Annotated in this window: 26 protein-coding genes and 5 pseudogenes; 21 read left to right on the top strand and 10 right to left on the bottom strand. The window is 26.6% G+C overall.

Annotated elements, in window-relative coordinates; translation table 11 throughout:
• The first annotated feature begins 14 nt into the window (after positions 1-14).
• Positions 15-983: a helix-turn-helix transcriptional regulator gene (locus AC4KN9_RS06915; RefSeq protein ID WP_491017847.1), complete on the top strand. Its 969-nt coding sequence runs from the start codon at positions 15-17 to the stop codon at positions 981-983.
• Between the two features lie 838 nt (positions 984-1,821).
• On the opposite strand, the pseudogene AC4KN9_RS06910 reads toward AC4KN9_RS06915, so the two are convergent.
• The 7 genes and pseudogenes from AC4KN9_RS06910 to AC4KN9_RS06880 all read right to left on the bottom strand — a co-directional run bounded on the left by AC4KN9_RS06910 (position 1,822) and on the right by AC4KN9_RS06880 (position 4,786).
• Positions 1,822-2,991: pseudogene (locus tag AC4KN9_RS06910) on the bottom strand (IS256 family transposase).
• 152 nt (positions 2,992-3,143) lie between these two features.
• Positions 3,144-3,299 (bottom strand): IS3 family transposase, encoded by a 156-nt coding sequence (locus AC4KN9_RS06905; protein WP_491017846.1) that lies wholly within the window; start codon positions 3,297-3,299, stop codon positions 3,144-3,146.
• Positions 3,300-3,361: 62 nt separating this feature from the next.
• Positions 3,362-3,550: pseudogene (locus AC4KN9_RS06900) on the bottom strand (DDE-type integrase/transposase/recombinase); the annotation flags it as partial.
• A 15-nt stretch (positions 3,551-3,565) separates the two neighbouring features.
• Positions 3,566-3,835, bottom strand: a complete 270-nt coding sequence (locus tag AC4KN9_RS06895; RefSeq protein WP_491017963.1) for an IS3 family transposase — start codon at positions 3,833-3,835, stop codon at positions 3,566-3,568.
• Between the two features lie 92 nt (positions 3,836-3,927).
• The gene (locus tag AC4KN9_RS06890) at positions 3,928-4,104 is read right to left on the bottom strand and encodes a hypothetical protein (protein ID WP_491017845.1); all 177 of its coding nucleotides are present in this window, start codon (positions 4,102-4,104) and stop codon (positions 3,928-3,930) included.
• Between the two features lie 7 nt (positions 4,105-4,111).
• Entirely contained in the window at positions 4,112-4,468 is a 357-nt protein-coding gene (locus tag AC4KN9_RS06885; protein ID WP_491017844.1) for a transposase, read from the bottom strand.
• A gap of 183 nt (positions 4,469-4,651) precedes the next feature.
• Positions 4,652-4,786 carry a hypothetical protein gene (locus AC4KN9_RS06880; protein WP_491017843.1) on the bottom strand — a complete coding sequence of 45 codons (135 nt, stop codon included), beginning with the start codon at positions 4,784-4,786 and terminating at the stop codon, positions 4,652-4,654.
• Positions 4,787-5,637: 851 nt separating this feature from the next.
• Between AC4KN9_RS06880 and AC4KN9_RS06875 the strand changes: the two genes are divergently transcribed.
• The 20 genes and pseudogenes from AC4KN9_RS06875 to AC4KN9_RS06780 all read left to right on the top strand — a co-directional run bounded on the left by AC4KN9_RS06875 (position 5,638) and on the right by AC4KN9_RS06780 (position 21,586).
• Entirely contained in the window at positions 5,638-5,964 is a 327-nt protein-coding gene (locus AC4KN9_RS06875) for a hypothetical protein (RefSeq protein ID WP_491017842.1), read from the top strand.
• 329 nt (positions 5,965-6,293) lie between these two features.
• Positions 6,294-6,635: an ATP-binding cassette domain-containing protein gene (locus tag AC4KN9_RS06870; protein ID WP_491017841.1), complete on the top strand. Its 342-nt coding sequence runs from the start codon at positions 6,294-6,296 to the stop codon at positions 6,633-6,635.
• 235 nt (positions 6,636-6,870) lie between these two features.
• Positions 6,871-7,248: a hypothetical protein gene (locus AC4KN9_RS06865; RefSeq protein ID WP_491017840.1), complete on the top strand. Its 378-nt coding sequence runs from the start codon at positions 6,871-6,873 to the stop codon at positions 7,246-7,248.
• A complete protein-coding gene (locus AC4KN9_RS06860; protein WP_491017839.1) occupies positions 7,223-7,453 on the top strand; it encodes a hypothetical protein in 231 nt (76 codons plus the stop codon). The genes AC4KN9_RS06865 and AC4KN9_RS06860 overlap by 26 nt, the downstream gene beginning before the upstream one ends.
• A gap of 487 nt (positions 7,454-7,940) precedes the next feature.
• Positions 7,941-8,303, top strand: a complete 363-nt coding sequence (locus AC4KN9_RS06855; protein WP_491017972.1) for a hypothetical protein — start codon at positions 7,941-7,943, stop codon at positions 8,301-8,303.
• Between the two features lie 19 nt (positions 8,304-8,322).
• Positions 8,323-8,787 (top strand): hypothetical protein, encoded by a 465-nt coding sequence (locus tag AC4KN9_RS06850; RefSeq protein ID WP_491017838.1) that lies wholly within the window; start codon positions 8,323-8,325, stop codon positions 8,785-8,787.
• Positions 8,788-9,348: 561 nt separating this feature from the next.
• Complete coding sequence (locus AC4KN9_RS06845) at positions 9,349-9,699, top strand: hypothetical protein (protein ID WP_491017837.1); 351 nt, start codon at positions 9,349-9,351, stop codon at positions 9,697-9,699.
• A 188-nt stretch (positions 9,700-9,887) separates the two neighbouring features.
• Complete coding sequence (locus tag AC4KN9_RS06840) at positions 9,888-10,271, top strand: hypothetical protein (RefSeq protein WP_491017836.1); 384 nt, start codon at positions 9,888-9,890, stop codon at positions 10,269-10,271.
• Between the two features lie 945 nt (positions 10,272-11,216).
• The gene (locus tag AC4KN9_RS06835) at positions 11,217-11,639 is read left to right on the top strand and encodes a hypothetical protein (RefSeq protein WP_491017835.1); all 423 of its coding nucleotides are present in this window, start codon (positions 11,217-11,219) and stop codon (positions 11,637-11,639) included.
• Positions 11,640-11,972: 333 nt separating this feature from the next.
• Positions 11,973-12,041: pseudogene (locus AC4KN9_RS06830) on the top strand (SPH_0227 family bacteriocin-like peptide); the annotation flags it as partial.
• 254 nt (positions 12,042-12,295) lie between these two features.
• Positions 12,296-13,333 carry a hypothetical protein gene (locus AC4KN9_RS06825; protein ID WP_491017834.1) on the top strand — a complete coding sequence of 346 codons (1,038 nt, stop codon included), beginning with the start codon at positions 12,296-12,298 and terminating at the stop codon, positions 13,331-13,333.
• 936 nt (positions 13,334-14,269) lie between these two features.
• Positions 14,270-14,479 carry a helix-turn-helix transcriptional regulator gene (locus AC4KN9_RS06820; protein WP_491017833.1) on the top strand — a complete coding sequence of 70 codons (210 nt, stop codon included), beginning with the start codon at positions 14,270-14,272 and terminating at the stop codon, positions 14,477-14,479.
• Positions 14,469-14,861 (top strand): DUF2178 domain-containing protein, encoded by a 393-nt coding sequence (locus AC4KN9_RS06815; protein ID WP_491017832.1) that lies wholly within the window; start codon positions 14,469-14,471, stop codon positions 14,859-14,861. Before AC4KN9_RS06820 ends, AC4KN9_RS06815 begins: the two co-directional genes overlap by 11 nt.
• Positions 14,862-15,039: 178 nt before the next feature.
• Positions 15,040-15,087 (top strand): annotated as a pseudogene (locus tag AC4KN9_RS06810) (hypothetical protein); the annotation flags it as partial.
• 63 nt (positions 15,088-15,150) lie between these two features.
• A pseudogene (locus AC4KN9_RS06805) lies at positions 15,151-15,461 on the top strand (DUF3847 domain-containing protein).
• Positions 15,462-15,685: 224 nt separating this feature from the next.
• Positions 15,686-16,855, top strand: coding sequence for an IS256 family transposase (locus tag AC4KN9_RS06800; RefSeq protein WP_491017962.1), 1,170 nt, complete (start codon positions 15,686-15,688; stop codon positions 16,853-16,855).
• A gap of 165 nt (positions 16,856-17,020) precedes the next feature.
• The gene (locus AC4KN9_RS06795) at positions 17,021-17,287 is read left to right on the top strand and encodes a helix-turn-helix transcriptional regulator (RefSeq protein ID WP_491017831.1); all 267 of its coding nucleotides are present in this window, start codon (positions 17,021-17,023) and stop codon (positions 17,285-17,287) included.
• A gap of 291 nt (positions 17,288-17,578) precedes the next feature.
• Positions 17,579-19,207 (top strand): alpha-amylase family glycosyl hydrolase, encoded by a 1,629-nt coding sequence (locus AC4KN9_RS06790; protein WP_491017830.1) that lies wholly within the window; start codon positions 17,579-17,581, stop codon positions 19,205-19,207.
• Positions 19,208-19,372: 165 nt separating this feature from the next.
• On the top strand, positions 19,373-20,764 hold the full coding sequence (locus AC4KN9_RS06785; protein ID WP_491017829.1) for an MATE family efflux transporter: 1,392 nt from the start codon (positions 19,373-19,375) through the stop codon (positions 20,762-20,764).
• A gap of 123 nt (positions 20,765-20,887) precedes the next feature.
• Complete coding sequence (locus AC4KN9_RS06780) at positions 20,888-21,586, top strand: class I SAM-dependent methyltransferase (RefSeq protein WP_491017828.1); 699 nt, start codon at positions 20,888-20,890, stop codon at positions 21,584-21,586.
• Positions 21,587-21,843: 257 nt separating this feature from the next.
• Here the strand turns inward: AC4KN9_RS06780 and AC4KN9_RS06775 are convergent, their stop codons facing one another.
• The 3 genes from AC4KN9_RS06775 to AC4KN9_RS06765 are packed head-to-tail and all read right to left on the bottom strand — an operon-like array spanning position 21,844 to position 22,588.
• The gene (locus tag AC4KN9_RS06775) at positions 21,844-22,029 is read right to left on the bottom strand and encodes a DUF4926 domain-containing protein (RefSeq protein WP_491017827.1); all 186 of its coding nucleotides are present in this window, start codon (positions 22,027-22,029) and stop codon (positions 21,844-21,846) included.
• Positions 22,029-22,361, bottom strand: coding sequence for an RNA helicase (locus AC4KN9_RS06770; RefSeq protein WP_491017826.1), 333 nt, complete (start codon positions 22,359-22,361; stop codon positions 22,029-22,031). Before AC4KN9_RS06770 ends, AC4KN9_RS06775 begins: the two co-directional genes overlap by 1 nt.
• Positions 22,361-22,588 (bottom strand): hypothetical protein, encoded by a 228-nt coding sequence (locus AC4KN9_RS06765; RefSeq protein ID WP_491017825.1) that lies wholly within the window; start codon positions 22,586-22,588, stop codon positions 22,361-22,363. The genes AC4KN9_RS06770 and AC4KN9_RS06765 overlap by 1 nt, the downstream gene beginning before the upstream one ends.
• Positions 22,589-22,896 lie beyond the last annotated feature (308 nt).

The raw sequence follows: 22,896 nt of genomic DNA, 5'->3' as shown, positions 1-22,896 counted from the left end.
TATAAGGAGAAACTGTGCAAAGACTTACAACCTTATATGTCTTAAAAGTTTTAGAAAAATATTCCACGGGTAAAAAATTAAATCGTGACACTATTTTAGACTACTTAAAAAAAGAATATGATATTGATATTAATCGAAAGACCCTATACAATCATATCCTTGACCTTCAAACTTTAGGTTTTATAGATGATAATGAACAGGTCATAGGCAATAGTGTCTTAAGTGATGAGGACAGGAGATACCTCATAGATGCGGCTATATATGATAGCCAGATTCCTATAGAAGCTTCCAAAAGGATTATAGATAGGCTCATGGCTGATCTGAGTCAAGAAAATAGGAGCATGTATAAACATCATATAAACTATGACAAAGCCAAGCATTCTAAAAATGAAGATACCTATAAGCATATAAAAATCATTGAAGAGGCTATAGCTCAAAAAAGAAAAATAAAAATTAAAGTGTTTAAAATTAATAGGCATAAAGAATATGTAAAGCACTATGAAACGGTCTTAAGTCCTTATTTTATAACTATATCAAATGGCCACTATTATCTAATTTGTTCAGAGGATAGGTCTGACCATTTTGAAAATCGTAGGATTGATAGGATTATGGATGTTGAAATTCTGGCTGAGAAAGCTGTATCCTATGAAGAGGCCATAGAAAGTGAAAAAGGGTTCAATCAGGGTGATTTTATAAGTAAAAAACTTTACATGATGACAGGTAAAAATGAGATGATTGTTATCAGACTAAAGGAAGATTACTTGAAATATATTATAGACGGTATAGGTATGAATTTTGACTTAATCAATAATCCTGAAAATCCGGATGATGTGGTAGATATAGCCTTTCATATGGGCCAACAATCATTTTTCTACTTTGCTATCCAATATGGATATCTTTTAGAAGTAGTGAATCCACAAAGTTTGAGAGATAAACTTAAAAACTTTACTGAACATTTTATAAAAAAATATATGACTTCTTAGGACGGGTAATTATTTACCCGTCTTTATTAAGTCAATTTGACTATTTAATAATAATAAAATAAAATAATTTTAGAAAAGCCTTTCAAAAAAATATAAAAAGTATATGTAAATAATTTAAGAAAGGTTAAAAATAGATAATTTGAATAAAACTTTAATGAGATTAGTTTGTATGAAAGCTTGAAAATAGAAGGTGGACTGCTTGGCATGACATGGTTAACATGGGCTCTTGTTGGGAAAGTATTTGCTGGAGGTGTAACACTAGAGGGGCAGCGGGAGTAGTTGTAGGAACTTACTATGGATTAAAATGGCTTTTGGACTAATTATCCAGAATATTCATCTATAAGTTTTAGCTGTATATGGGGATTATATTATTAGAATGGAGGGTACATTTATGAAAGAGATATCATCATTAGTAAAAAAAGTATTTTCTGGAGGACTTATTCTAGGTGCAATAGGTGCTTTATGCTATATATTGTTTAGATAAAATTTTTTGATTTTATGTAACTTATAAATTTTAGTACTGAGATAGCTCAAAAGTTGAATTAAAAAAAGTAATCCTAAAGATTGAACTGAACCCGTAAACACGGAATAATTTAATATTTTAAGCGGAGTGTGATCTGTATATAACAGGAGACATTCCGTTTAAGGGTCTGTAAATAATTTTGTGTATCAACCTATTTCCTGATATTAAAGGGTATCTATTGATACATTTTTTGTATCAATAGATATTCATTTCTTAAGAAATGAAGCTTAACTTAATTTTACACATTATTAATACACTGTCAAATTTTGTTAAAAATTTGCAGATATTTTTTACTATTGCTTTCTATTTTTTTTATTATATCCTCCCTTCAAAATATATTGATAATTGTGATAACACCTTATCCCAACCTCTTATTCTACTAGTCCACTTAGCTGAAGCATCTGCCATAGCTAGATAAAGACTTTTTTGTAATGCATAATCATTTGGAAATATTGCTTTATTTTTAGTTACTTTTCTTAACTTTATATTAAAGTTTTCCATAGCATTTGTTGTGTATATCATCTTTCTAATACCTTCAGGATACTTAAAATATGTTGATAATTCAGCCCAATTATTTCTCCATGAAGATACACATGTAGGATATTTCTTACCCCACTTATCTTCAAATACATCTAAATTGGTTAGTGCTAAATCTTCTGTAGGTGCTTTGTATATTGACTTTAAGTCCTTCATCAACTCTCTAATATTTTTGTATGATACATATTTAGTAGAGTTTCTTATTTGATGTATTATACATTTTTGTATTTCTGCTTTTGGATAGACTGCTTCTATTGCTTGAGTAAATCCTGCTAGATTGTCTGTTGAGAAGATTAATACATCTTCTAGCCCACGTTCTTTTAATTGATTTAATACTAAAAGCCAATATTTACTTGATTCATTTTCTCCAACCCACATACCAAGTATTTCCTTAAAGCCTTCTAAATTGTATCCTAAAGCTATGTAAACAGCTTTTTTAACTACAATATTATTTTCTCTAACATGATAGTGGATTGCATCTAAAAACACCATTGGATAGACTTTATCTAGTGGTCTGTTTTACCACTCTTCTATTGTTGGAAGTATCTTGTTAGTTATTTTACTTACCATAGTTTCTGATAATCCAAAACCATAAATTTCTTTAATATGAGCTGATATGTCTCTAGTAGTCATACCTTTTGCATACATTGATATTATTTGATTCTCTATATTTGATATGTCTTTTTCATATTTTTTAAGTACTTGTGGTTCAAATGAAGCATATCTATCTCTTGGAATATTAAGATCTATATTTCCATATGAAGATTTAACAGTCTTTTTACTTGATCCATTTCTAGTGTTTAGTGATAGTGGAGCTTGTCCATATTCATAGTCTAGATGCTCATCAAGTTCAGATTTAAGCATTTGTTCCATTGCATCACCTAAAAGGTCTTTAAGTGCATTTTGTAAATCCTGAGCAGTTTCTGGTTGATATTCTTCTAGTAACATTTTAGTTATTTTATTTAGTCTTGTTTCTGGTCTTTTTCTTGGCATAAAAATTCCTCCTAATTAGTTTTTATTTACCCTAATCAGGAGGTTTCTATACACAAAATTTTACACAGTCTCCCGTTTAATTTTGTTTTAATCCTATCTTCATTGTACTATTTAATATATTTTTCTATTTTGCTTTTTAATTCATCATAATTTTTAAAATCTTCTACATAGTACATTTCTTGTTTTAATATTCCAAAAAAATTTTCCATAGGTGAATTATCTAGACAATTTCCTTTTCTTGACATACTTTGCTTAATATTCATTTTTTCTAACTTTTTAGTCCAAGTATTATGTTGGTAATGAAATCCTTGATTTGAGTGTATAGTTATATTTTTAATGTCTTTATTTTCTGATAATGCTTTTTTAGCATTGTATTAGTTAATTTTATTGTTGGGTGATTACTTAGTGTGTAGCTGATTATCTCACTGTTGTATAGGTCTAATATTGGCGATAAGTAAAGTTTTTCTTCTTGACCTTTAATTCTAAATTCTGTTATATCTGTTAACCATAACCTATTTGGTTTACTTGCTTAAAATTGTCTGTTTACTACATTGGTTTCTACTTTTCCTATTTGTCCTTTGTATGATGAGTATTTTCTTGATCTAGTCTTAAATTTAGAACATAGCAAGGATTCTTCTCTCATTATTCTTAAAACTCTTTTATGATTAATGTTAAAGCCTTTATTTTTTAATACAATAGTTACTCTTCTATATCCATATCTACCTTTTGAGCCTTCTACTATGGTTTTAATTTCATATTTAACTTCTTTGTCTTTATCTACTGGATATTCTAATTTTATTTTCCATTCATAGTATGATATTTTTGGTAATTTAGCTATACTTAGTCATTCATTTACTCTACTTTGTGGATGTTCTTTTAGAAGTTTGAGGATTATCTTTGTCTTTTCCTTGCTTCTGCTTCCTCTTCTAGTAACAAGGCTTGTAGCTTTTTTTCGTAAGCTATTTTCATTTTGAGTAGTCTATTTTCTTCTCTTAATCTTATTAACTCTTCTCTTTCAGATTCATTTATTGCTTTGTTAAACTTAGATTTATCATATGATTTTTTCATGTCCTTCTTAGGCCTTTCTTCTGCTATCTTCTAGCCCAGATAGACCACGTTCATGATATGCTTTTTCCCATCTGTATACCATGGATTTGTTTACAAGGTTGAAGTACTCTGAAGTATCTCTAAGCGTAGTATTATTGATTTTCCTATATTGTATTACAGATAACTTAAATTCACTAGTGAATCTATTGTTTTTTAAATTTTTAGATAAATTATCAAAGCCTCCTGCTTTGTATTTATTTACCCACTCTTCTAAAGTGCTTCTAGGAATATCGTGTTTTTTAGCTACTCTTTCTAGACCACCTGATTTAACTGATAAGTATTCTAGCACTAATTTTATTTTAAATTCTTTTGTGTATTTTGGCATACAAAAACCCCTCCATCCGTATTCCGAATTTTGGGGTTCAGTTCAAATTGTTATATAGTATCTTTATTTTTTCGATTTGTATATATTTTTTATTTTATAGACTCGTATATTTTCTTAGAGTTTCTTAATCCTACTCTATATTTTTTATTTATATTTTTAATTTCTATAAATTCAGTATCTAAGTTATGTTTTTTTTTCTAAATTGTTTTCGATTATTATTTTTGTTAATTTATCAGCTAGTTTTTTTTTATCTCTATAAATTAATATTATAATAATTATTGACAATATAATTGATATATTATAAAAGATATTATTCAAAACAATGCTCCTTAATATCTTCAATTCCCGATAATGTTGATATTACACCTAATAAACCTGTAAATACACCTTGCAATTTTTCTGATACAGTTGTTGCTCCTATTAATAATTTTGTAGTTACCCAAACTCCACCTAGACATACAATATAATTTTTAATTTTAACTAATTGAGTCGCTGGTACAGCTACTGTAAGTAATAATTGTCCTATAGTTAATATTTTTTTTGTAGTTTTTTCATATTATATTCCTTTCTTTTTTTATACGATTTTTATATGATTTCTTCTTGTAATATTTTTACCCTTTTAATATATTTTTAAAACATTTGTTTCAATATTTTTATTTTAGTATTCTCTACTTTGTCATTATATTTATATCAATTTGACAGATATAGATATAATTAACTAGATCTTGGTAAAAAAGAAAGTAATACTAAAAATGATTGTTAAAGACGAAATTAATGAACTAATTAATGAGAAAGCTTCATCACTTGATGCGGCGGAAGAAACTATCTATGAAAAACTAGAAATAGATTGAGGTTATGAGACAGGGACGGGATTAAAAATTTGAGAATGTCCTATAACTAGTTGGATTTGTCGATACTACAAAAAAATAGAACCTAGTATTTTGAATAGTTTGGGATATCGTACATTTGAAAAGAAGTAGCAAAAAACTAAAAAGTTTTTAAAATCAACGGTTACAGAAGATGAAAAACTGTAACTGTCTAGTATTGTCACATATGTTTGACAATACTAGAAAAGTCAAAAAAAATAAATTAAAAGTGTATTGCAAAACTAATTATTAATATATATAATTATTAAAAACGATATAGTTAACTATATAAAGGAGTTTGTGTTGAATAAGTTGGACATTAAACAAATATATTTGATTGCAATATGTGTTTATATATTTTTAATTATTTATTATGCACTTATACCAATGGATAAATTAACAAAATATTATAATTTGGCGGCTAGATTTCAAAATAACTATGAACAATATGATTGGAATGAGACTGTAAGGAGACAGAAAATATATAATATATCGTCTGTAGTCTATTTAAGTTTATTCTTATTCTTATCAAATAAAATTGGAGAAGTAATTGCTTTTTATGGAGTATTAGGTTTTTTTGTATTATCAATACTGTTTGCAATCTGGATAGGACCTGTAAAAAAGAAGTAATAAATTTATTGAAGGATGTAGTGTTAAAAAAGTAAATGTTTTAAAAGGAGGAATCATGTTATTAGATTATTTTGATGGGAATCTTAGTTTTTATGGAGTAGTATCTAGAATTATGGGGATGGCCAATGTAGGAAGTTATGCGTATAATTTCTTTTCTAACTTTGTCTCCAATGTTATCACATTAGTACTTTTATTAAACTTTGTAAGTGTTTTTATAGTTTTTTTATTATCTTATATTGGATTAGGAATTCCATTCAGGTACAATAATAGACAATTTAAAAATAGGAAATCAAAACACAACATATGAAGAAATAGTATCAGTATGTAAGATGGTAGGTATTCACGATACTATCGAGAGACTTCAAAATAAATATCTGTCATTTATAGAAGAAAAAGGTGGTAATTTATCGGGTGTAGAAAAACGAAGACTTGCAATAGTAAGAGCTTTATTATCGGATTCAGATATCTATATATTTGATGAGGCAACATCAAATCTTGATTCATTTAGTGAAAAAATCATACAAAATTTAATATTTAATAAAATAAAAGATAAAACAGTAATCATAATAGCCCATAGAATTTCAACAATTATAAATTGTGACAGAATATGCGTATTAAAAAATGGAGAAATAAAGGAAATAGGGTCACATAGTAATTTAATAAAAAACTAAAGAGAATATTTTAATATGGTAAAAATTCAGCATCATTTAATCTTAAATGAAAATGAAGAAAATAAAACAAATAAAAATAATGTAGAGGAAAACGATGATGAAGTAATTACATATGAATAGGAAAGTAGGTGATATAAGTTTAGGATATATTGATTTTAGAAAATAAAGTAGGAAGGTCACCAATTTTATAAGTTGCATAAAGAACATAAAATAAAATTAAAAATAGGAGGACAATATGAAATTAGTATTACCTAAAAATTATGTTGAAATAGAACAAGAAGAAATGGTGTATTTGGATAGAGGACTTAGTATTCCAACATGGTCAGTAACTGGCACTATAACAGCAGCTGTTTATGCATTTTTAGCCGCTATTGGTGGGGCGGTTGCGTCAGGAGGATTGAAAGTAGTTCTTGGATCTATGGGAATGAGAAATGTACTGGCAGCAGGAATTGTTAAGGCGTTAGGAGTTGTGGGAATAAAAATTGGAAACACACTAGCTGCTACTTGGTTAAAAACTATTGTGAGTGGTGGAGTTTCGGGACTGGCAAGTAATATAGCAACAGAATTAGATAAAAGGGATGGTAAACATGATAGATGGGTTAAGGTATTCTAACTTAATTATTGGCTTAATATCTTTAATAATTAGTTATATTATATTAAAACTATTTAAGAAGAATAAGATTATTATTAACGTGTCCGTTATTATTTTATTAATTGTTATTTCTTTACTAATAGATCTTAATGAAACAATGCAAGTGATTTTTGGATTTATTTTTGGAGCTACTCTTATAAGTACTTTAGATTTATTTAATAAATAATATTTTTATTAGTGAATTTAATAGTAATATAAAGTTACAGGTTAAACATTTCTAACTTGTAACTTTAATTTTAATAGTTTTACTATATTAACTTATTGCATAATACTTTAATATATAATTTTTTTCATAAAATTTTAGTATAATATTTAACAAAATAAAAAGTTAAAATTAAAAATATTATAAAGGAAAATTCAGAAATAAAATTTTGGGCATTAGTTTCTAAAACGGGTTCCAGTGCTAAGGATGCTTTTATATTATTGCCATCATGGGCTAAAATAGGAACATTAGGTCTTGGAACTGCAGTTATTTATGCATTAGGAACATTAGATATTTTTTAATATGGTTAAAATTCAGAATTATAAAATCGATGAAACTCAAAAAGAAAGTATAATTGAAAATGATTCTGAAATAATAACATACTTGTAAAAGTATCACATATTTTATGATATATGTATCATAAAGAACAATACTAACCAAGGAGGACAATATGGAATTAGTATTACCTAAAAATTATGTTGAAATAGAACAAGAAGAGATGATGTATTTGGATGGAGGTTTTTATATAAGCGATAGTACGGTTAAAAGAATAGGATTTGCAATTGGAGTTACAGGATACACAAGTGTTGCTGCTGCAGCAACATCTATTAAATTGGGGGCAGTACTTATAGCAGCAAAATTGTCTGCAATGCCAGGAGGAAATATTATCGCCTTATTAGGAGGAGCATACATTGCAGCAAATGCAAGTAATATAGCACCAGCGTTTGTAAGCGCTTTAGTAAGAGGAAAAGGGCTCGATATTGGAGTAGACTGGTGGTATGCATTACCAGTGCTTTCTTTTTCAGCAAGATAAATAACGAAGAGGAGTTTAAATGGTAAACGATTATTCTTATATTGATGAAAATAACAATAATCCTATAAATTTTATGTACTATATATTAGTTTCTATATTAGGGATTATAAAATCAATAAATTCCATATATATAATAATTTTATTTTTATTAGTTGCTTTTAATTTTATTTACTCATTGACTATTAATAACTATAAAATAATCCCAACAAAAAAGGTTGGGATTATATTGTATTATTATAGAATAGCATTAAAATTATCATATTATATTTTAATAGTCCAAGTATTAAAAATCAATAATAGTTTTAGTAATATATTATTACTATTCGTAATATTTATGGCATATATTTTTATAGAAAAAATTATAGAAAAAATATATTTAAATTATAAAAATATGATATTTTATAATTTTTCAGATGAAGAAATTGCTATGAAATATAAGAAAAAAGCAAACAAAATTTTTAATAGGTACTTAAACAAGGATTAATACTTAATTTATGGTGGTGTTGATGGAAAAGTTTAAAAATTTAGATACATTTGGATTATCATTTATTCTATTTTTATTATTATTTTTGATTATAAAAAACAAAGATTGATTTAATAAAGTATTATTTATATTATTAACTACAATTATAATATTGATTATACTATTAAAAACTATTTTAGAAATAAAAATTTAATAATGATAAATTGGTAAGGATTGTTTAGTATCGCTACTAAGGAAAAATTGAATCTTTAGTAGTGATTTGTGTATTAAGTATAATATATTTGAGGTAATTATGAGAAAAATAGAAATGAAATAAAACAAAAAACTAAAACTGAAAGATGTTATAAATAAACCATTAAATAGTATTGAATTGAGTAATGAGGAATTAATGGACTTACATAGAAACTATTATAGTATTGTTAAAATTCAGAATTATAGTATCGAGAATATTGATAAAGAAATTATTGATGATAATGATTCTGAAATAATAACATACTTGTAAAAGGGTCACAAATTTTATGATAAATATCATAAAGAACAATACTAATCAAGGAGGAAAATATGGAATTAGTATTACCACAAAATTATGTGGAGATAGAACAAGAAGAGATGATGTATTTGGATGGAGGATGGAGAGTTACAGTTAATAGAACTACTATAAATAAAGCTCTAAGTTATGCAGGTAAAGGGTGGACTGCAATAAAAGGACTAAATAAGTTATCTAGAGGGCAACTTGCAAAATACTTTATATCAAATTCATTAGCATTGGCAAAAGGAGTTTTAGCAAATGGAACTTTAGGATCATGGGCTGTTGCATCATTAGGGTTTGCTTTATCAGGTGCTTTAGTTGCTGTAGCAGGGACACTGGCTATAGTATACGCAACTAACACTTCTTTTACAATAGGGTTTTAAATTTGGATAGTATTATATATGAAGTAGTTTCATTTTTATTTATTTTTATAATATTGCTTCTTTTTTATATTATCAAAAATATTAATATTATATTAGGAAAAATAATATTAATCAGTATTCAAATTATTATTCTATTAGTCTCTATTATTTATATTAAAAATAATAAAATTTTAGACTTAGGGACAATAATGATGTACTTAATAAATCAAGTAATTGTATTATATTTATTTTATATTTTAAAAAATAATAATAGATATATTAATATATATAAAGAATTACAAAAGAGGCCCTATTTAAATGTGTGGATTACAGACTTTAATAATGTCAGTGATTATTACGAATATCAAATAGTAGAATTTATTAAAGATACTAGAAAAATAGTAAAAGTACTTGATTATAAAAACATCTGTTTTTTTCTGTATTCTGAAGAAAAGGAATATATAGAATATAGTATAATATCTTTTGGTAGATATGAAATAAAAGAATTTGATTTTAAAACAATAGAAGTAGTTGAAAAAAATATGTATGATAAAGGAGTAGTATTCAAATTTAGGAAACAACTTCATTTATAAAAATAATATAAAACTTAAGGTAGTGTTATGAAATTTCTAAAAATATTCCTTAGCATTATCTTAAGTATTTGTGAGGGATTATGAAAAAATAGACACAAAAAACAATAAAAAATTAGTACTAAAAAAGGTGCTTACAAAAAAATTTCTAATATTAATTCTGAAAAACTTGATTTGGAAATAAATAAATTCTTAAGTAGACTATGATTGTTAAACGTTCAAGTATATGGTCCTTTAATTGTAGGAGATAAGGGGATTAAAATTTCAGATGAGGGATATATTAATTCTGATTATGATTTGTATATACAAACTCATGACTATAAGCAATTCGAAAAAAATTTAATGTATTAGATGAAGTATAGGATTTGTTTGATAAAAAATGGAGAGATAAAAGAGTTAGGAAGTCATGACGAATTAATGGCTCTACATCAAAATTATTTTAATATGGTTAAAATTCAGAATTATAAAATAAAGAAAGTATAATTAAAAATGATTGTGAAGGAATAACGTACATGTAAGAATATCACATATTTTATGATATATATATCATAAAGAACAATACTAACCAAGGAGGAAAATATGGAATTAGTATTACCACAAAATTATGTGGAGATAGAACAAGAAGAGATGATGTATTTGGATGGTGGTAGAGATATTTCATGGAGCTGGAATCCTTTAAATTTTGGTGTGCAGTTTTAGTTTATGAATGATTTTTTTAAGAAAATCTTCTACAGTAATTTAATTCAGAATTTTACAATATTGATAATAAGTATAATATATTTTAATTTTTACTATGTCAAAGGTAGTGAACAGATATCATATTTGATACTAGTATATTTAATATACTTTATCTTTTTATTATTCGAATTTTATAATTATGAAAAAATTCATATCCAAAGTGTAAATAAAGGATATAATTTATTAACCTTTATTGTAGTATTACTATATATGTTAGGTGGGATTGATTTACTCAAGAAAGATATAGCAATATTTGCAACAATCGTAGTTATTTTATTAAATTTTTCTAGATATATAATTTTGCTATTATATACAAAGAAAAAAGGTGTTAAATTTATTGATAAAGATATGGAATTTGATAATGAATCAGTAAAGTTAAATACTTATGAAATTACTATTTTAATTATTGGATTTTTATTTTTGATTATCAATCTATCTACAAGGATTCAAATTTTAATTAGCATAGCATTAATAACTCTTTATTTTATAATGTATCATAAAAGAATAAATAATTTTAAATTTATCTTAATCCTGGTACAAATTTTGATTGTATTAGGATATTTTGGAATAAGTGGTATATTAAATTATTCTATTTATGGATTAATGTTTATGCTTTTATTTAGAAGAAAGTAAGTAAGGACTATAATAAGTAATTAGGATAGATTATTTTTAATATTTCTATCCTAATTATTTATTAAAACAATATAATTTGAAGTGAAATGTGGCTAAGATTGAAATAAAAAAAATTAAAAATAATAAATGTAATTTAGTGAAATTTAGAAAATATTGATTTAACTAATTTAGATATAGAAATAAACAAATTTTTGAACTTAATAAAAATTTTAGATGAAACTCATAAAGAAAGTATAATTGAAAATGATTGTGAAGTAATAACGTACATGTAAGAATATCACATATTTTATGATATATGTCTTATAAAGAACAATACTAACCAAGGAGGAAAATATGGAATTAGTATTACCACAAAATTATGTGGTGATTGAACAAGAAGAAATGATGTATTTAGATGGTGGAGATGCACAAAATTTTTCGAAAAATATAAATGGAGCTCTAACTAAAATGGGAATAAGTTATGCAAACAGGATGATGGCGGGAATTCCTTCAAACACTGCGTTAGCTTCAATGACATGGCAACAAGCAGCTATATTTTTCCCAGCTTTTACTGCAAAAATATCTGCATTAACGGTAAATCCAATCATAATAGGAATTTCTGTATTAGTTTCAGGAGTTGGTCTATGGGCAATTTGGAATAAAAGGTTATTTTATTAATGAAAAGTAAATTTAAATCTTTAATTTTTTCCATAACATTTTTAATAATCATACTTGGACTTTTGTCTAAGTATGATTTGATATTGGGTATTTTTATATTTATTTTTATGATATTCAGTTTATATTACATACAGTCATTGGTTGAAATAGCTATATATTTAGCAATTAATAAAAAAATTAAGTATATAATAGTGTATCCATTTATATATGACGGAAAAATACGATTTGCTCCTATAAAGCTACTATATAAGAATGAAGTATATTTTAATAAACTCGCTGGAAATTTACTTACATATATAGATGATAAATTAGAGAAAAAAACACTTGAATTAATATTAATTGAATATATTTCTAAGATTATTGCTGCTTTAGTAACAGCGATTTTATTAAGAAGCATGAATTTTATAGTTTTTATGGAGTTAATTGTTTTTGTGTTTGGGATAAATTTATCTAGTATAATATACGAAGACATAACATATAATTCGATATTAGTTACTTATCGTAATAATGAAATTATTGAAAAGCTTCTTACATTCTTTTATATAAATGAAAACAATTATTCTATGATAGTTAAATTTTTAAAAAACAAAGACTTAAATGTAGAATATTTAATAGATATATTAATTTCCTTGCATAGAAATGCATTTGTCGAAGAAGTAGATTTAATTGATATAAATTATATTGATAATATAATAAAAACAATCTTAAATTGTGAGAATAAAATCACACTTATTCAAGATATTAAGATAAAAAATATATATTACTTAATCGGTTTTTTAGGAAAAAAATACAATAATATATCATATATGAATTACAGTTATGATAATATTCAGAGCGAAATAAATCAAATTATGAATATTGAGAGTGGCACTATTTTTGAATTAAAAAAAACAAAAAATATTTTATATAATTTTCAAAACTTCCTTTTAAATAGAGAAAATTTTAAGCAAATTGAAAAATATATTTTTTATTATAGCAATTCTGTTTTTCAAAAAGAACGCAAATTCAATAAAATTATAGAAGATATTTATTATTAATAGGAGAAAAATTGAATAAAATAATTATCAGAAGAAACAAAAAATTAGTATTAAAGAAAGTAATTGTACAATAATTTTATGAGAGATCATATCAAAATATTGATAGAGATATAAACAATTTTATTAAAAGAATCCAAACATTAATCATACAAACTTTCGGGTCGTTAGTTATACATAATAAAGGAACTATTATTAGTAAAGAGTAAATAAAGACCATGTACTTTATGATATATGGGAGAAACAAGAACTCATTTAAACAACAGAAGGAAATGTTGTCTACTATGGATTTATTGAAAAGTTAGTTAATATGTAGGAATAATATGAAAAGAGAAGCTATAAAAAATAGATTAGGATACTATTTATAGTAAACATATTACTGACTGTTCTATATTTTTTGTTGAAGGAATACCTAAATTGATAATATTTTTAATTTTAATTTCAATACTAAATATTTTATATGCTATAATATTTGTTCTATTAACTAACAAGAACGAATAAATTGTCATTATAATTACCTAAAGTAGGTTAATTTGATTGTAATTTATGAAAAAATGAAAGAGTTGTACACACTAAGTAAATGAAATGCTGAATTAAAGACTTATTCTAAGGTTATCGTTAAAAGTGGTAGATTGGAATAAGTCTTAATTTTTAGGAGAAATAAGTTTAAGAGTAAACTTATCCATAGGCAAGAGTTGACACTAGAAAATGAATGACAAAAAATATAAAAACTTATAAAATGTAGATTTGATGTAGCAGTAAAGGTACCGTATCTTATGCGAGTGACTTCCCTAAATAGGACGTCAGTTACAAAAAAATTGTCAGAGATACTTCGAATTATATTGAGGTGTTTTTTTATGTAAAGTAAACTTGACATTATTGAAGATGTAAGTTATATTATATGTAAAGTGAACTTTCCGTTCTAGGAGGAGATATAATGTGAGAAATAGGCTTGAAGAAATTAGAAAAGAAAAAGGAATAACTCAAGAAGAACTTGCAAATGCTCTTGAAGTATCAAGACAGACGATTGGCTCTTTGGAAAATGGAAGATATAATCCATCAATAAAGTTGGCGTTTAAGATTGCTAGGTTCTTTAATATATCAATTGAAGAAGTATTTATTTACGAGGAGAATAAAGATGAAAAATAATAAAGTTTGGTATTTAGTATGTTTTATAGGAATTATTGGTTGGATTAGTCCGTTCTCTTTTAATTTTAATGAAGTCACTGAAATTGTTTTAATTTTTGTTTCTGCAATTTGTTTATCAGTTTCATACATTCAAATTATGCATCATAAGATGATGGAAAAAGATCAAAATTACAAAATCAGTGTAAATGATGAAAGAAATGAAAAAATTAGAGATAAGACAAAATCAGCTTTTGCAGAGATATTGATGCATTTAATGGGAATAATTTCAGTTATTTGCATTTCTATAAAAGCATATTTACCAGCCGTTCTTTCTGGTGCTTCTGTTGTATTTTCTCCCTTAATTATGTTTTTTATCTATAGGTATTATGAGAAAAAATATTAAGAATAATTCTTAATAGGCAATTATTGAAACCCTATATATTTATAAGTCTTGACCTATCCGTTGAGTACATTATTATCCTTCAATCAAAGGATTTAGAGCAGTTCTAAGTGGGACACATAAAAAAACTAGGACTATCTCAATAAATAGTAACGCAGACGAAAGTAAAACACCCAAAACAATGATATTTTTACCAAACCTTGCACCTAATGAGTACAAAGGCCGAAGTAAATTATGGAACAACGTAGAACTAAATGAAAAAGTAATCAATGCCCAACTTACAAGAAAGGATATAAGTACGGAAGATTTAGAACAAATAAGACAAGAGTCAAAAGAAATAAAAGATAAAATTGATGATACAGAAGAAAGATTAAGATAACTAAAAAACCAAGAAAAGAAGATATTAAAACAAGACATAATAAAAAGAAGAAAAGAAAGAAATAATAGGCTAATAACAAGAGGAACAATCTTAGAAAGCCTTATTGGAAAACCTGAAGAACTAACAGATGAAGAAATAAAAATTCTACTAGAAAACCAACAAAGACAAGAGAATTCAAAGAAACACTTAGAATAATAAAGCAAAATAGAAAAATATTAACATAGATATTATATAATAATATATCAGGAAAAGGTAATCAAAAATATGGAAAGTATTGACATTCAAACGAAATTATGTTTAACTATAGTTGACCAAAGAAAGATGATATAATGAGACTGTGTAAAATTTTGTGTATAGAAACCTCCTGATTAGGGTAAATAAAAACTAATTAGGAGGAATTTTTATGCCAAGAAGAAGACCAGAAACAAGACTAAATAAAATAACTAAAATGTTACTAGAAGAATATCAACCAGAAACTGCTCAGGATTTACAAAATGCACTTAAAGACCTTTTGGGTGATGCAATGGAACAAATGCTTAAATCTGAACTTGATGAGCATCTAGACTATGAATATGGACAAGCTCCACTATCACTAAACACTAGAAATGGATCAAGTAAAAAGACTGTTAAATCTTCATATGGAAATATAGATCTTAATATCCCAAGAGATAGATATGCTTCATTTGAACCACAAGTACTTAAAAAATATGAAAAAGACATATCAAATATAGAGAATCAAATAATATCAATGTATGCTAAAGGTATGACTACTAGAGACATATCAGCTCATATTAAAGAAATTTATGGTTTTGGATTATCAGAAACTATGGTAAGTAAAATAACTAACAAGATACTTCCAACAATAGAAGAGTGGCAAAACAGACCACTAGATAAAGTCTATCCAATGGTGTTTTTAGATGCAATCCACTATCATGTTAGAGAAAATAATATTGTAGTTAAAAAAGCTGTTTACATAGCTTTAGGATACAATTTAGAAGGCTTTAAGGAAATACTTGGTATGTGGGTTGGAGAAAATGAATCAAGTAAATATTGGCTTTTAGTATTAAATCAATTAAAAGAACGTGGGCTAGAAGATGTATTAATCTTCTCAACAGACAATCTAGCAGGATTTACTCAAGCAATAGAAGCAGTCTATCCAAAAGCAGAAATACAAAAATGTATAATACATCAAATAAGAAACTCTACTAAATATGTATCATACAAAGATATTAGAGAGTTGATGAAGGACTTAAAGTCAATATACAAAGCACCTACAGAAGATTTAGCACTAACCAATTTAGATGTATTTGAAGATAAGTGGGGTAAGAAATATCCTACATGTGTATCTTCATGGAGAAATAATTGGGCTGAATTATCAACATATTTTAAGTATCCTGAAGGTATTAGAAAGATGATATACACAACAAATGCTATGGAAAACTTTAATAGACAGTTAAGAAAAGTAACTAAAAATAAAGCAATATTTCCAAATGATTATGCATTACAAAAAAGTCTTTATCTAGCTATGGCAGATGCTTCAGCTAAGTGGACTAGTAGAATAAGAGGTTGGGATAAGGTGTTATCACAATTATCAATATATTTTGAAGGGAGGATATAATAAAAAAAATAGAAAGCAATAGTAAAAAATATCTGCAAATTTTTAACAAAATTTGACAGTGTATTAATAATGTGTAAAATTAAGTTAAGATTCATTTCTTAAGAAATGAATATCTATTGATACAAAAAATGTATCAACCCATACCCTTTAATATCAGGAAATAGGTTGATACACAAAATTATTTACAGACCCGATATAATGGAAATTAGAATCGAGAAATATCGTAAATCTCTAGGTTTATCGAAATATAGACTTGAGAAAAAAGTAGGTATATCAAGGACGAGCATAAACAAATTAGAGACTGGGAAAACAATTACGAGTCTTAAAACTGCTAACGATATAGCAAAAGTTTTCGATTCTTTAATTCCTGCTATTATTGGGACATATTTGTTAGTTAAAGATTATATAGCAGCAGCAAATCATCCTGAATAGAGTGCTTCGCCAATGGTAATGTGGATGAAATTTGGCGTATGTTTGATTGTTAGTATCATCCTGCTTCTTGTCGTTTTTAGACAAAAGAGTTGAAAGGTTTTTGTGATCTTAAAACAATATAAACAGAAAAAATAAATTTAAAAGCAATACTATAGCGTAACGACTAAGATTTCACCCTTAGTCGCTTTTTATTGTGGAAATTTTTAAATATGGCCAAATAATTGATTATAGTCCTAATATTTATTATAATTGAATAAATAATTTGAATTTAATTAATTAAAAGGAGTATTTATGAGAAAAAAGTTTTTAAGCCTAACGAGTATATTTTTATCAATTTTTATATTTTTATCTCCCCTGTCCTTGGCTGATGAAAGTAAATCTAGGCCTTGGGATGAGGAAATTATTTATATGGTAATGACTGACAGATTTTTTGATGGGGACCCAACAAATAATAATCCTCATAATATAGAAGGGTCTTATGACAAAGATCATCTTGAAGCCTATCACGGTGGAGACATCAAAGGCCTAATCGAAAAGGTTCCTTACCTAAAAGAACTCGGTATTACAACACTTTGGATAACACCGATTGTAAAAAATATTGAAACAAATATGATGGCTGACAAGGGCGGCAAGCAATATGGCTACCACGGCTATTGGGCAAGTGATTTTACAAAAATTGATCCCCATTTAGGAACAGAGGAAGATTTGAAAAACCTAATCGACCTCCTTCATGAAAACGGGATGAAACTAATGGTTGACGTGGTTATAAATCATTCGGGCTACGGGACAAAAAACCTAGGTGACTTTGCCGGTATGCACAGAGACCAAAGCAGGGCAGGAGATATAGAATCTGAACTTGCAGGCCTACCTGACTTTTTGACAGAAAATAAGGAAGTTAGGGATAAAATTATAAATTGGCAGGTTGACTGGCTAAGAAAAATTAAGACAGAAAAGGGCAATACCATAGATTATTTTAGGGTAGATACGGTAAAACACGTTGATATAGACACAATGAAAGACTTTAAGGCAGCAGCCCTCAAGGAAAAACCAGACTTTAAGATGATTGGGGAAAATTTTGGTGCTTCAGTTTTTAAAGACGGCGGTTACCTTGATCCAAGTATGATGGATTCGCTTTTGGACTTTGAATTTAAAGAATTAGCTAAAAACTTTGTTTATGGAAAGATTTCTGAAACAGAAGCCAAATTAGTAAAGAGAAACGAGGCCATAAGCGAAGAAAGAGAAATGGGCCAATTCCTATCATCCCACGATGAAAATGGCTTTTTGAAAGTACGCTTATCTGACGATATTGGGAAATTTTTAGTCGCTTCGTCCTTGCAATTAACAGCCAAGGGCGAACCTGTAATCTACTATGGCGAAGAAATCGGCCAATCAGGCAAAAAAGACAACTTTGACAAGGGAATCTTTAGCGAAAATAGGTACGACTTTGATTGGGATAAGAAAGAAAATAACGAGATTTTAAGCCACTATAAAAAGATGATTGCCATTAGAAATGCCTTTCCAGAAATTTTTGCCAAAGGCAATAGGGAGAACATTTATATGGACGACGGAGTTTCGGTATTCCAAAGGACTTATGGGGATAAAAAAGTAATCGTAGGTCTAAATACAAGTGGTGAAGCCAAGGAAATAAGCTTTGATTCTAAGATAGAAGGAAAAATTGTTGACCTCTATGGAAATACAAAAATAAACAACAAGGGCGGTAAAATTAGCCTAAAAATCCCTTCAAGAAATGAGGGAGGAACAGCAGTTTTAGTTGAAGAATCAATTATTCCAGAAGGCTTTAAGCTTGAAAAGTCAGGCTCAAATAAAAATATTTTCTACATCATAGGAAGCCTAATTGTCCTAGGTTTGGTGGCTATTTTATTAGTCCAAAGTAAAAACAAAGCGAGAAAAGATTTATAAAGTTATTTGAGATATAATAGACTAATAAAAAATATATTATTTTATGCTACACAAAAATAATTATATCAATCAAAGTCTTAAGAAACTTTATTTGATAAAAATGTAGGTAAATTTACCTACATTTTATCTTTTATAACAAATATTTAAAATAAATAGTAGGTTAATATGAATAAAAAAATATTTTTAAGCGACAAGAAATTTCTTCGTATGATGTTATCTGTCGCAATCCCAGTATCAATACAATTTTTAATTTCAACATCAATAAATATGGCAGATACCGTGATGATAAGCTCCTTAGGAGGTTCTGAAATTGCAGCTGTAGGACTTATAAATCAATTTGTATTTTTCTTCTTTGTTACGTGCTTTGGAGTTTGTAGTACCGGGGCTGTATTTTTCTCACAATACTTTGGTTACAATGATATAAAAAGTGTTAGGAAATATTTAACGACAATAATGCAATTTAGTATTTTAATAGGTTCTATATTTACAATACTTTCATTGTTGTATCCATATCAAATAATGAAAATTTTAATTCCGGATGAATCCGTTATTAATGTTGGTATAAGTTATTTGAGATTAATTTCATTAACTTTTATAATAACGGCAATTTCTCAATGTTTTAATACAGTATTACGTTCATGTAATAGAACTAAAGAACCTTTAATGGTGTCAATTGTTTCTTTTTTTGTGAATATATCTTTTAATTACATATTTATTTTTGGAAAACTAGGATTTCCGGCAATGGGAGTATCAGGAGCGGCATTAGGTACCGTTATAGCAAGAATTATTGAAATTATAATGCTTACAATAATGATTGTAAAAAATAGTCCTGGCGAGCATTCATTGATGCCTACAAATTTGTTAAAGTTTGAATCAAAAATAATTAAAAGATATTTTCAAATTGGAACAACCATAATTATTGCTGAAATTTTATGGTCTTTAGGTCAATTATTATTTGCAATAGCGTATGCCAGAATTGGAAAAGATGAAACGGCTTCGATTCAACTTACAACTACAATTCAAAATATATTTTTTATAGTTGTAAATGCCGTAAATACATCTGCAACAGTGCTTATTGGACAAACATTAGGTTCGGGAAAAATAGATAAAGCAGATAAATACTCAAAATACTTTTTACAAATAACTTCTATATTAGGAATTATTTCTTTAATATTATTGTCTACAATGCCAGATTTATTTATGAAAATATATACAAATATAGAGCCACACGTATATATTACATCTATTAATTTATTAATAATAAGAGGAATTTTCATACCATTTAGATTCCTAGATGGTATGCTTTATACAGGTATATTTAGAGCTGGTGGGGAAACAAAGATACCATTTTTGATTGAGTTTGCAACAATGTGGGCATTTGCAATTCCAATGGCATTCATTGGTGTACTAATATTAAAATGGCCAATAGAATGGATTTTTATGATAGTAAGCATTGAAGAATTTATAAAATTCTTCCTGATTTTACCTTTATATAAGAAAAAAAGATGGTTGAATAACTTAACAAATGAAGTCAACGTAAAAACAAATATAGATTAAGCCCTATCTATTTTGATCTAAAACTTTTAAATGAAACAAATTTTGATATAATAATTATAGTATAAATTAAAAATAAAATTTAAATATGTTTAAAATTTTATGCTGGAAAATGGAGGAAAAGTAATGAGATTTTATGAATCAATAGCTGAAAATTATGAAAATATTTTTAGTCCAAATGAGAAACAAATAAATTTCTTAAAAGAAAGGGCAAGCAATAAAATACTGGATGTAGCTTGTGCAACGGGAAAAGTAGCAAGTGAAATTAAAAAGGCTGGATTTGAAGTTTTAGGAATTGATTTAGAAGAAAAATTTATTGATAAAGCAATAAATAAAAATAAAATATCTGCAAAAGTTATGAATATGTTAGATTTAGATAAATTGTTGGAGAATTTCGGTTTAATTTATTGTATAGGAACTTCTTTAGTTCATTTGAAAACTAAGGAGCAGATTAAAAGTTTTTTAATTAAATGTTATGAAAAACTTGAAGATAAAGGTTATCTAGTAATTCAAATAATTAACTTTTATCCTTTTTTAAATAAAAATGAAAACTTTTTAGGTTCTTTACCTACCATAAAAAATGATAAAGTTGAATTTATAAGAAAATATTACAGAAATGGGGAATATATAAGATTCAATACCATTATGAATGATGGGGAAAATTCAATTGAAAATAATATTGATTTATTACCTATAACAGCACCAGAAATCAAGGATATACTGGAAAATATAGGATTTAATAATATAGAAATTTACGGTGGGTTTAATAAAGCTAGTTTTGATTTAGAAACGTCAATACCACTTGTGATATCTGCGGTTAAATAGTATCTTTATATGATTTTAGAGTGTAAAAAAAGTATATTTAGCAATATCCATAAAAATAAGAGAGAATCTGTTTTGGAAAAACTACAATCTATAAAGAAGTGTTATTATAGGGGCAATATTCCAGTTGAGATTGTGTAAAATTTTTGTATAGAAAACTCCTGATTTGTGTAAGAAAAACTAATCAGGAGAAATTTTTATGCAAATAGAGCTTGTATGATTCATTTCTCACAAGCCATATTTACATAAGTTAAAATCTATTAGAATGAGTCTATCAGTTCTAATTTATTTAAAGGAGTCATGACTACATCTATGGTATCTCCATCTTTATCAAAAAACTCAACTTCACAATTTTTATCATCATAAAGCAAAACAATCGTTCCTTTTGTTCCTTTACTTATTTCTTTGTAATCCTCTTTCAATCTTACAACATCGAATTCTTTCATTATAAATTTTTAACTCTCTCAGTTTCTTTATCATCAATTTCAAAGGACCCATCATTTATTTTATATAGTCTTTTTTTAAGTTTCTCTAATAATGCAAGCATTTTATATTTGTCTTTTTTCTCTTGTTTCTTGTCAAAATATACGGGTTCATCATTGTAATCAATTTTATAATATGATGAATATAAATTCTGAATTTCACCATTTATTTTTTGGACACATTCATCATTATCTACCACATTTATACCTGTAACTAATTCTTTCTTTTTAGTATCGTAAATATCTTTCCAAATTGGACCCGATATAAAATCTAACATAATTCTTAATTTTTTCATTATTTTGAACCTCCTCCTGGATAAACTGTAATAATCCTATATTTTGTTTTTCCTGAATCTTTTTGGAAAATGCAAACAACATTAGCAGTAATTTCTTTGTCGTTTTTTCCTACTAATTTGATTTTATAAGTGTTCTTTATTCCATAACTTGTATTTTCAACTTTTATTAGTTCTTTATAATAATTTTCTTGTTCTAAAAATCTTTTCGGACGTCCATCTTTAGGCACAATAAGCCCTCTTTTTCTTAGGATTACTAATTGCTGATTAAAAAGTTTTAAATTCTTTCATATGTATTCTCCATAAAAAAATAGCCAGGGCATCATATGCTTCCTGACCTAATCTTATGATTGAATTATATATCACAAATCACTAATTATCAAATGCTATAAAAAACTTTTTACACCCCTATATATAATTTTCTTACTTTTATTATTCCCTATTTTTCCTTTATTTTGCTATACAATTGAATTATCTATCAAAAGTCCTATCACCTTCTTTTCAACCCTATTCAAACCGACATTTTATTGTCAGATTA

This window comes from Helcococcus sp. SA-HE-C1, from assembly GCF_985670335.1.
Note: the sequence above shows the minus strand (reverse complement) of the source record. Positions and strands in the feature narration are given on the sequence as shown.

Excerpts from the sequence above, each read along its gene's own strand:
- AC4KN9_RS06905 (WP_491017846.1), bottom strand. The coding sequence starts at position 3,299 with ATGAATATTAAGCAAAGTATGTCAAGAAAAGGAAATTGTCTAGATAAT.
- AC4KN9_RS06890 (WP_491017845.1), bottom strand. The coding sequence starts at position 4,104 with ATGAAAAAATCATATGATAAATCTAAGTTTAACAAAGCAATAAATGAA.
- AC4KN9_RS06885 (WP_491017844.1), bottom strand. The coding sequence starts at position 4,468 with ATGCCAAAATACACAAAAGAATTTAAAATAAAATTAGTGCTAGAATAC.
- AC4KN9_RS06870 (WP_491017841.1), top strand. The coding sequence starts at position 6,294 with ATGGTAGGTATTCACGATACTATCGAGAGACTTCAAAATAAATATCTG.
- AC4KN9_RS06865 (WP_491017840.1), top strand. The coding sequence starts at position 6,871 with ATGAAATTAGTATTACCTAAAAATTATGTTGAAATAGAACAAGAAGAA.
- AC4KN9_RS06860 (WP_491017839.1), top strand. The coding sequence starts at position 7,223 with ATGATAGATGGGTTAAGGTATTCTAACTTAATTATTGGCTTAATATCT.
- AC4KN9_RS06855 (WP_491017972.1), top strand. The coding sequence starts at position 7,941 with ATGGAATTAGTATTACCTAAAAATTATGTTGAAATAGAACAAGAAGAG.
- AC4KN9_RS06850 (WP_491017838.1), top strand. The coding sequence starts at position 8,323 with ATGGTAAACGATTATTCTTATATTGATGAAAATAACAATAATCCTATA.
- AC4KN9_RS06845 (WP_491017837.1), top strand. The coding sequence starts at position 9,349 with ATGGAATTAGTATTACCACAAAATTATGTGGAGATAGAACAAGAAGAG.
- AC4KN9_RS06840 (WP_491017836.1), top strand. The coding sequence starts at position 9,888 with ATGATGTACTTAATAAATCAAGTAATTGTATTATATTTATTTTATATT.
- AC4KN9_RS06835 (WP_491017835.1), top strand. The coding sequence starts at position 11,217 with ATGTTAGGTGGGATTGATTTACTCAAGAAAGATATAGCAATATTTGCA.
- AC4KN9_RS06825 (WP_491017834.1), top strand. The coding sequence starts at position 12,296 with ATGAAAAGTAAATTTAAATCTTTAATTTTTTCCATAACATTTTTAATA.
- AC4KN9_RS06815 (WP_491017832.1), top strand. The coding sequence starts at position 14,469 with ATGAAAAATAATAAAGTTTGGTATTTAGTATGTTTTATAGGAATTATT.
- AC4KN9_RS06800 (WP_491017962.1), top strand. The coding sequence starts at position 15,686 with ATGTTACTAGAAGAATATCAACCAGAAACTGCTCAGGATTTACAAAAT.
- AC4KN9_RS06790 (WP_491017830.1), top strand. The coding sequence starts at position 17,579 with ATGAGAAAAAAGTTTTTAAGCCTAACGAGTATATTTTTATCAATTTTT.
- AC4KN9_RS06785 (WP_491017829.1), top strand. The coding sequence starts at position 19,373 with ATGAATAAAAAAATATTTTTAAGCGACAAGAAATTTCTTCGTATGATG.
- AC4KN9_RS06780 (WP_491017828.1), top strand. The coding sequence starts at position 20,888 with ATGAGATTTTATGAATCAATAGCTGAAAATTATGAAAATATTTTTAGT.
- AC4KN9_RS06775 (WP_491017827.1), bottom strand. The coding sequence starts at position 22,029 with ATGAAAGAATTCGATGTTGTAAGATTGAAAGAGGATTACAAAGAAATA.
- AC4KN9_RS06770 (WP_491017826.1), bottom strand. The coding sequence starts at position 22,361 with ATGAAAAAATTAAGAATTATGTTAGATTTTATATCGGGTCCAATTTGG.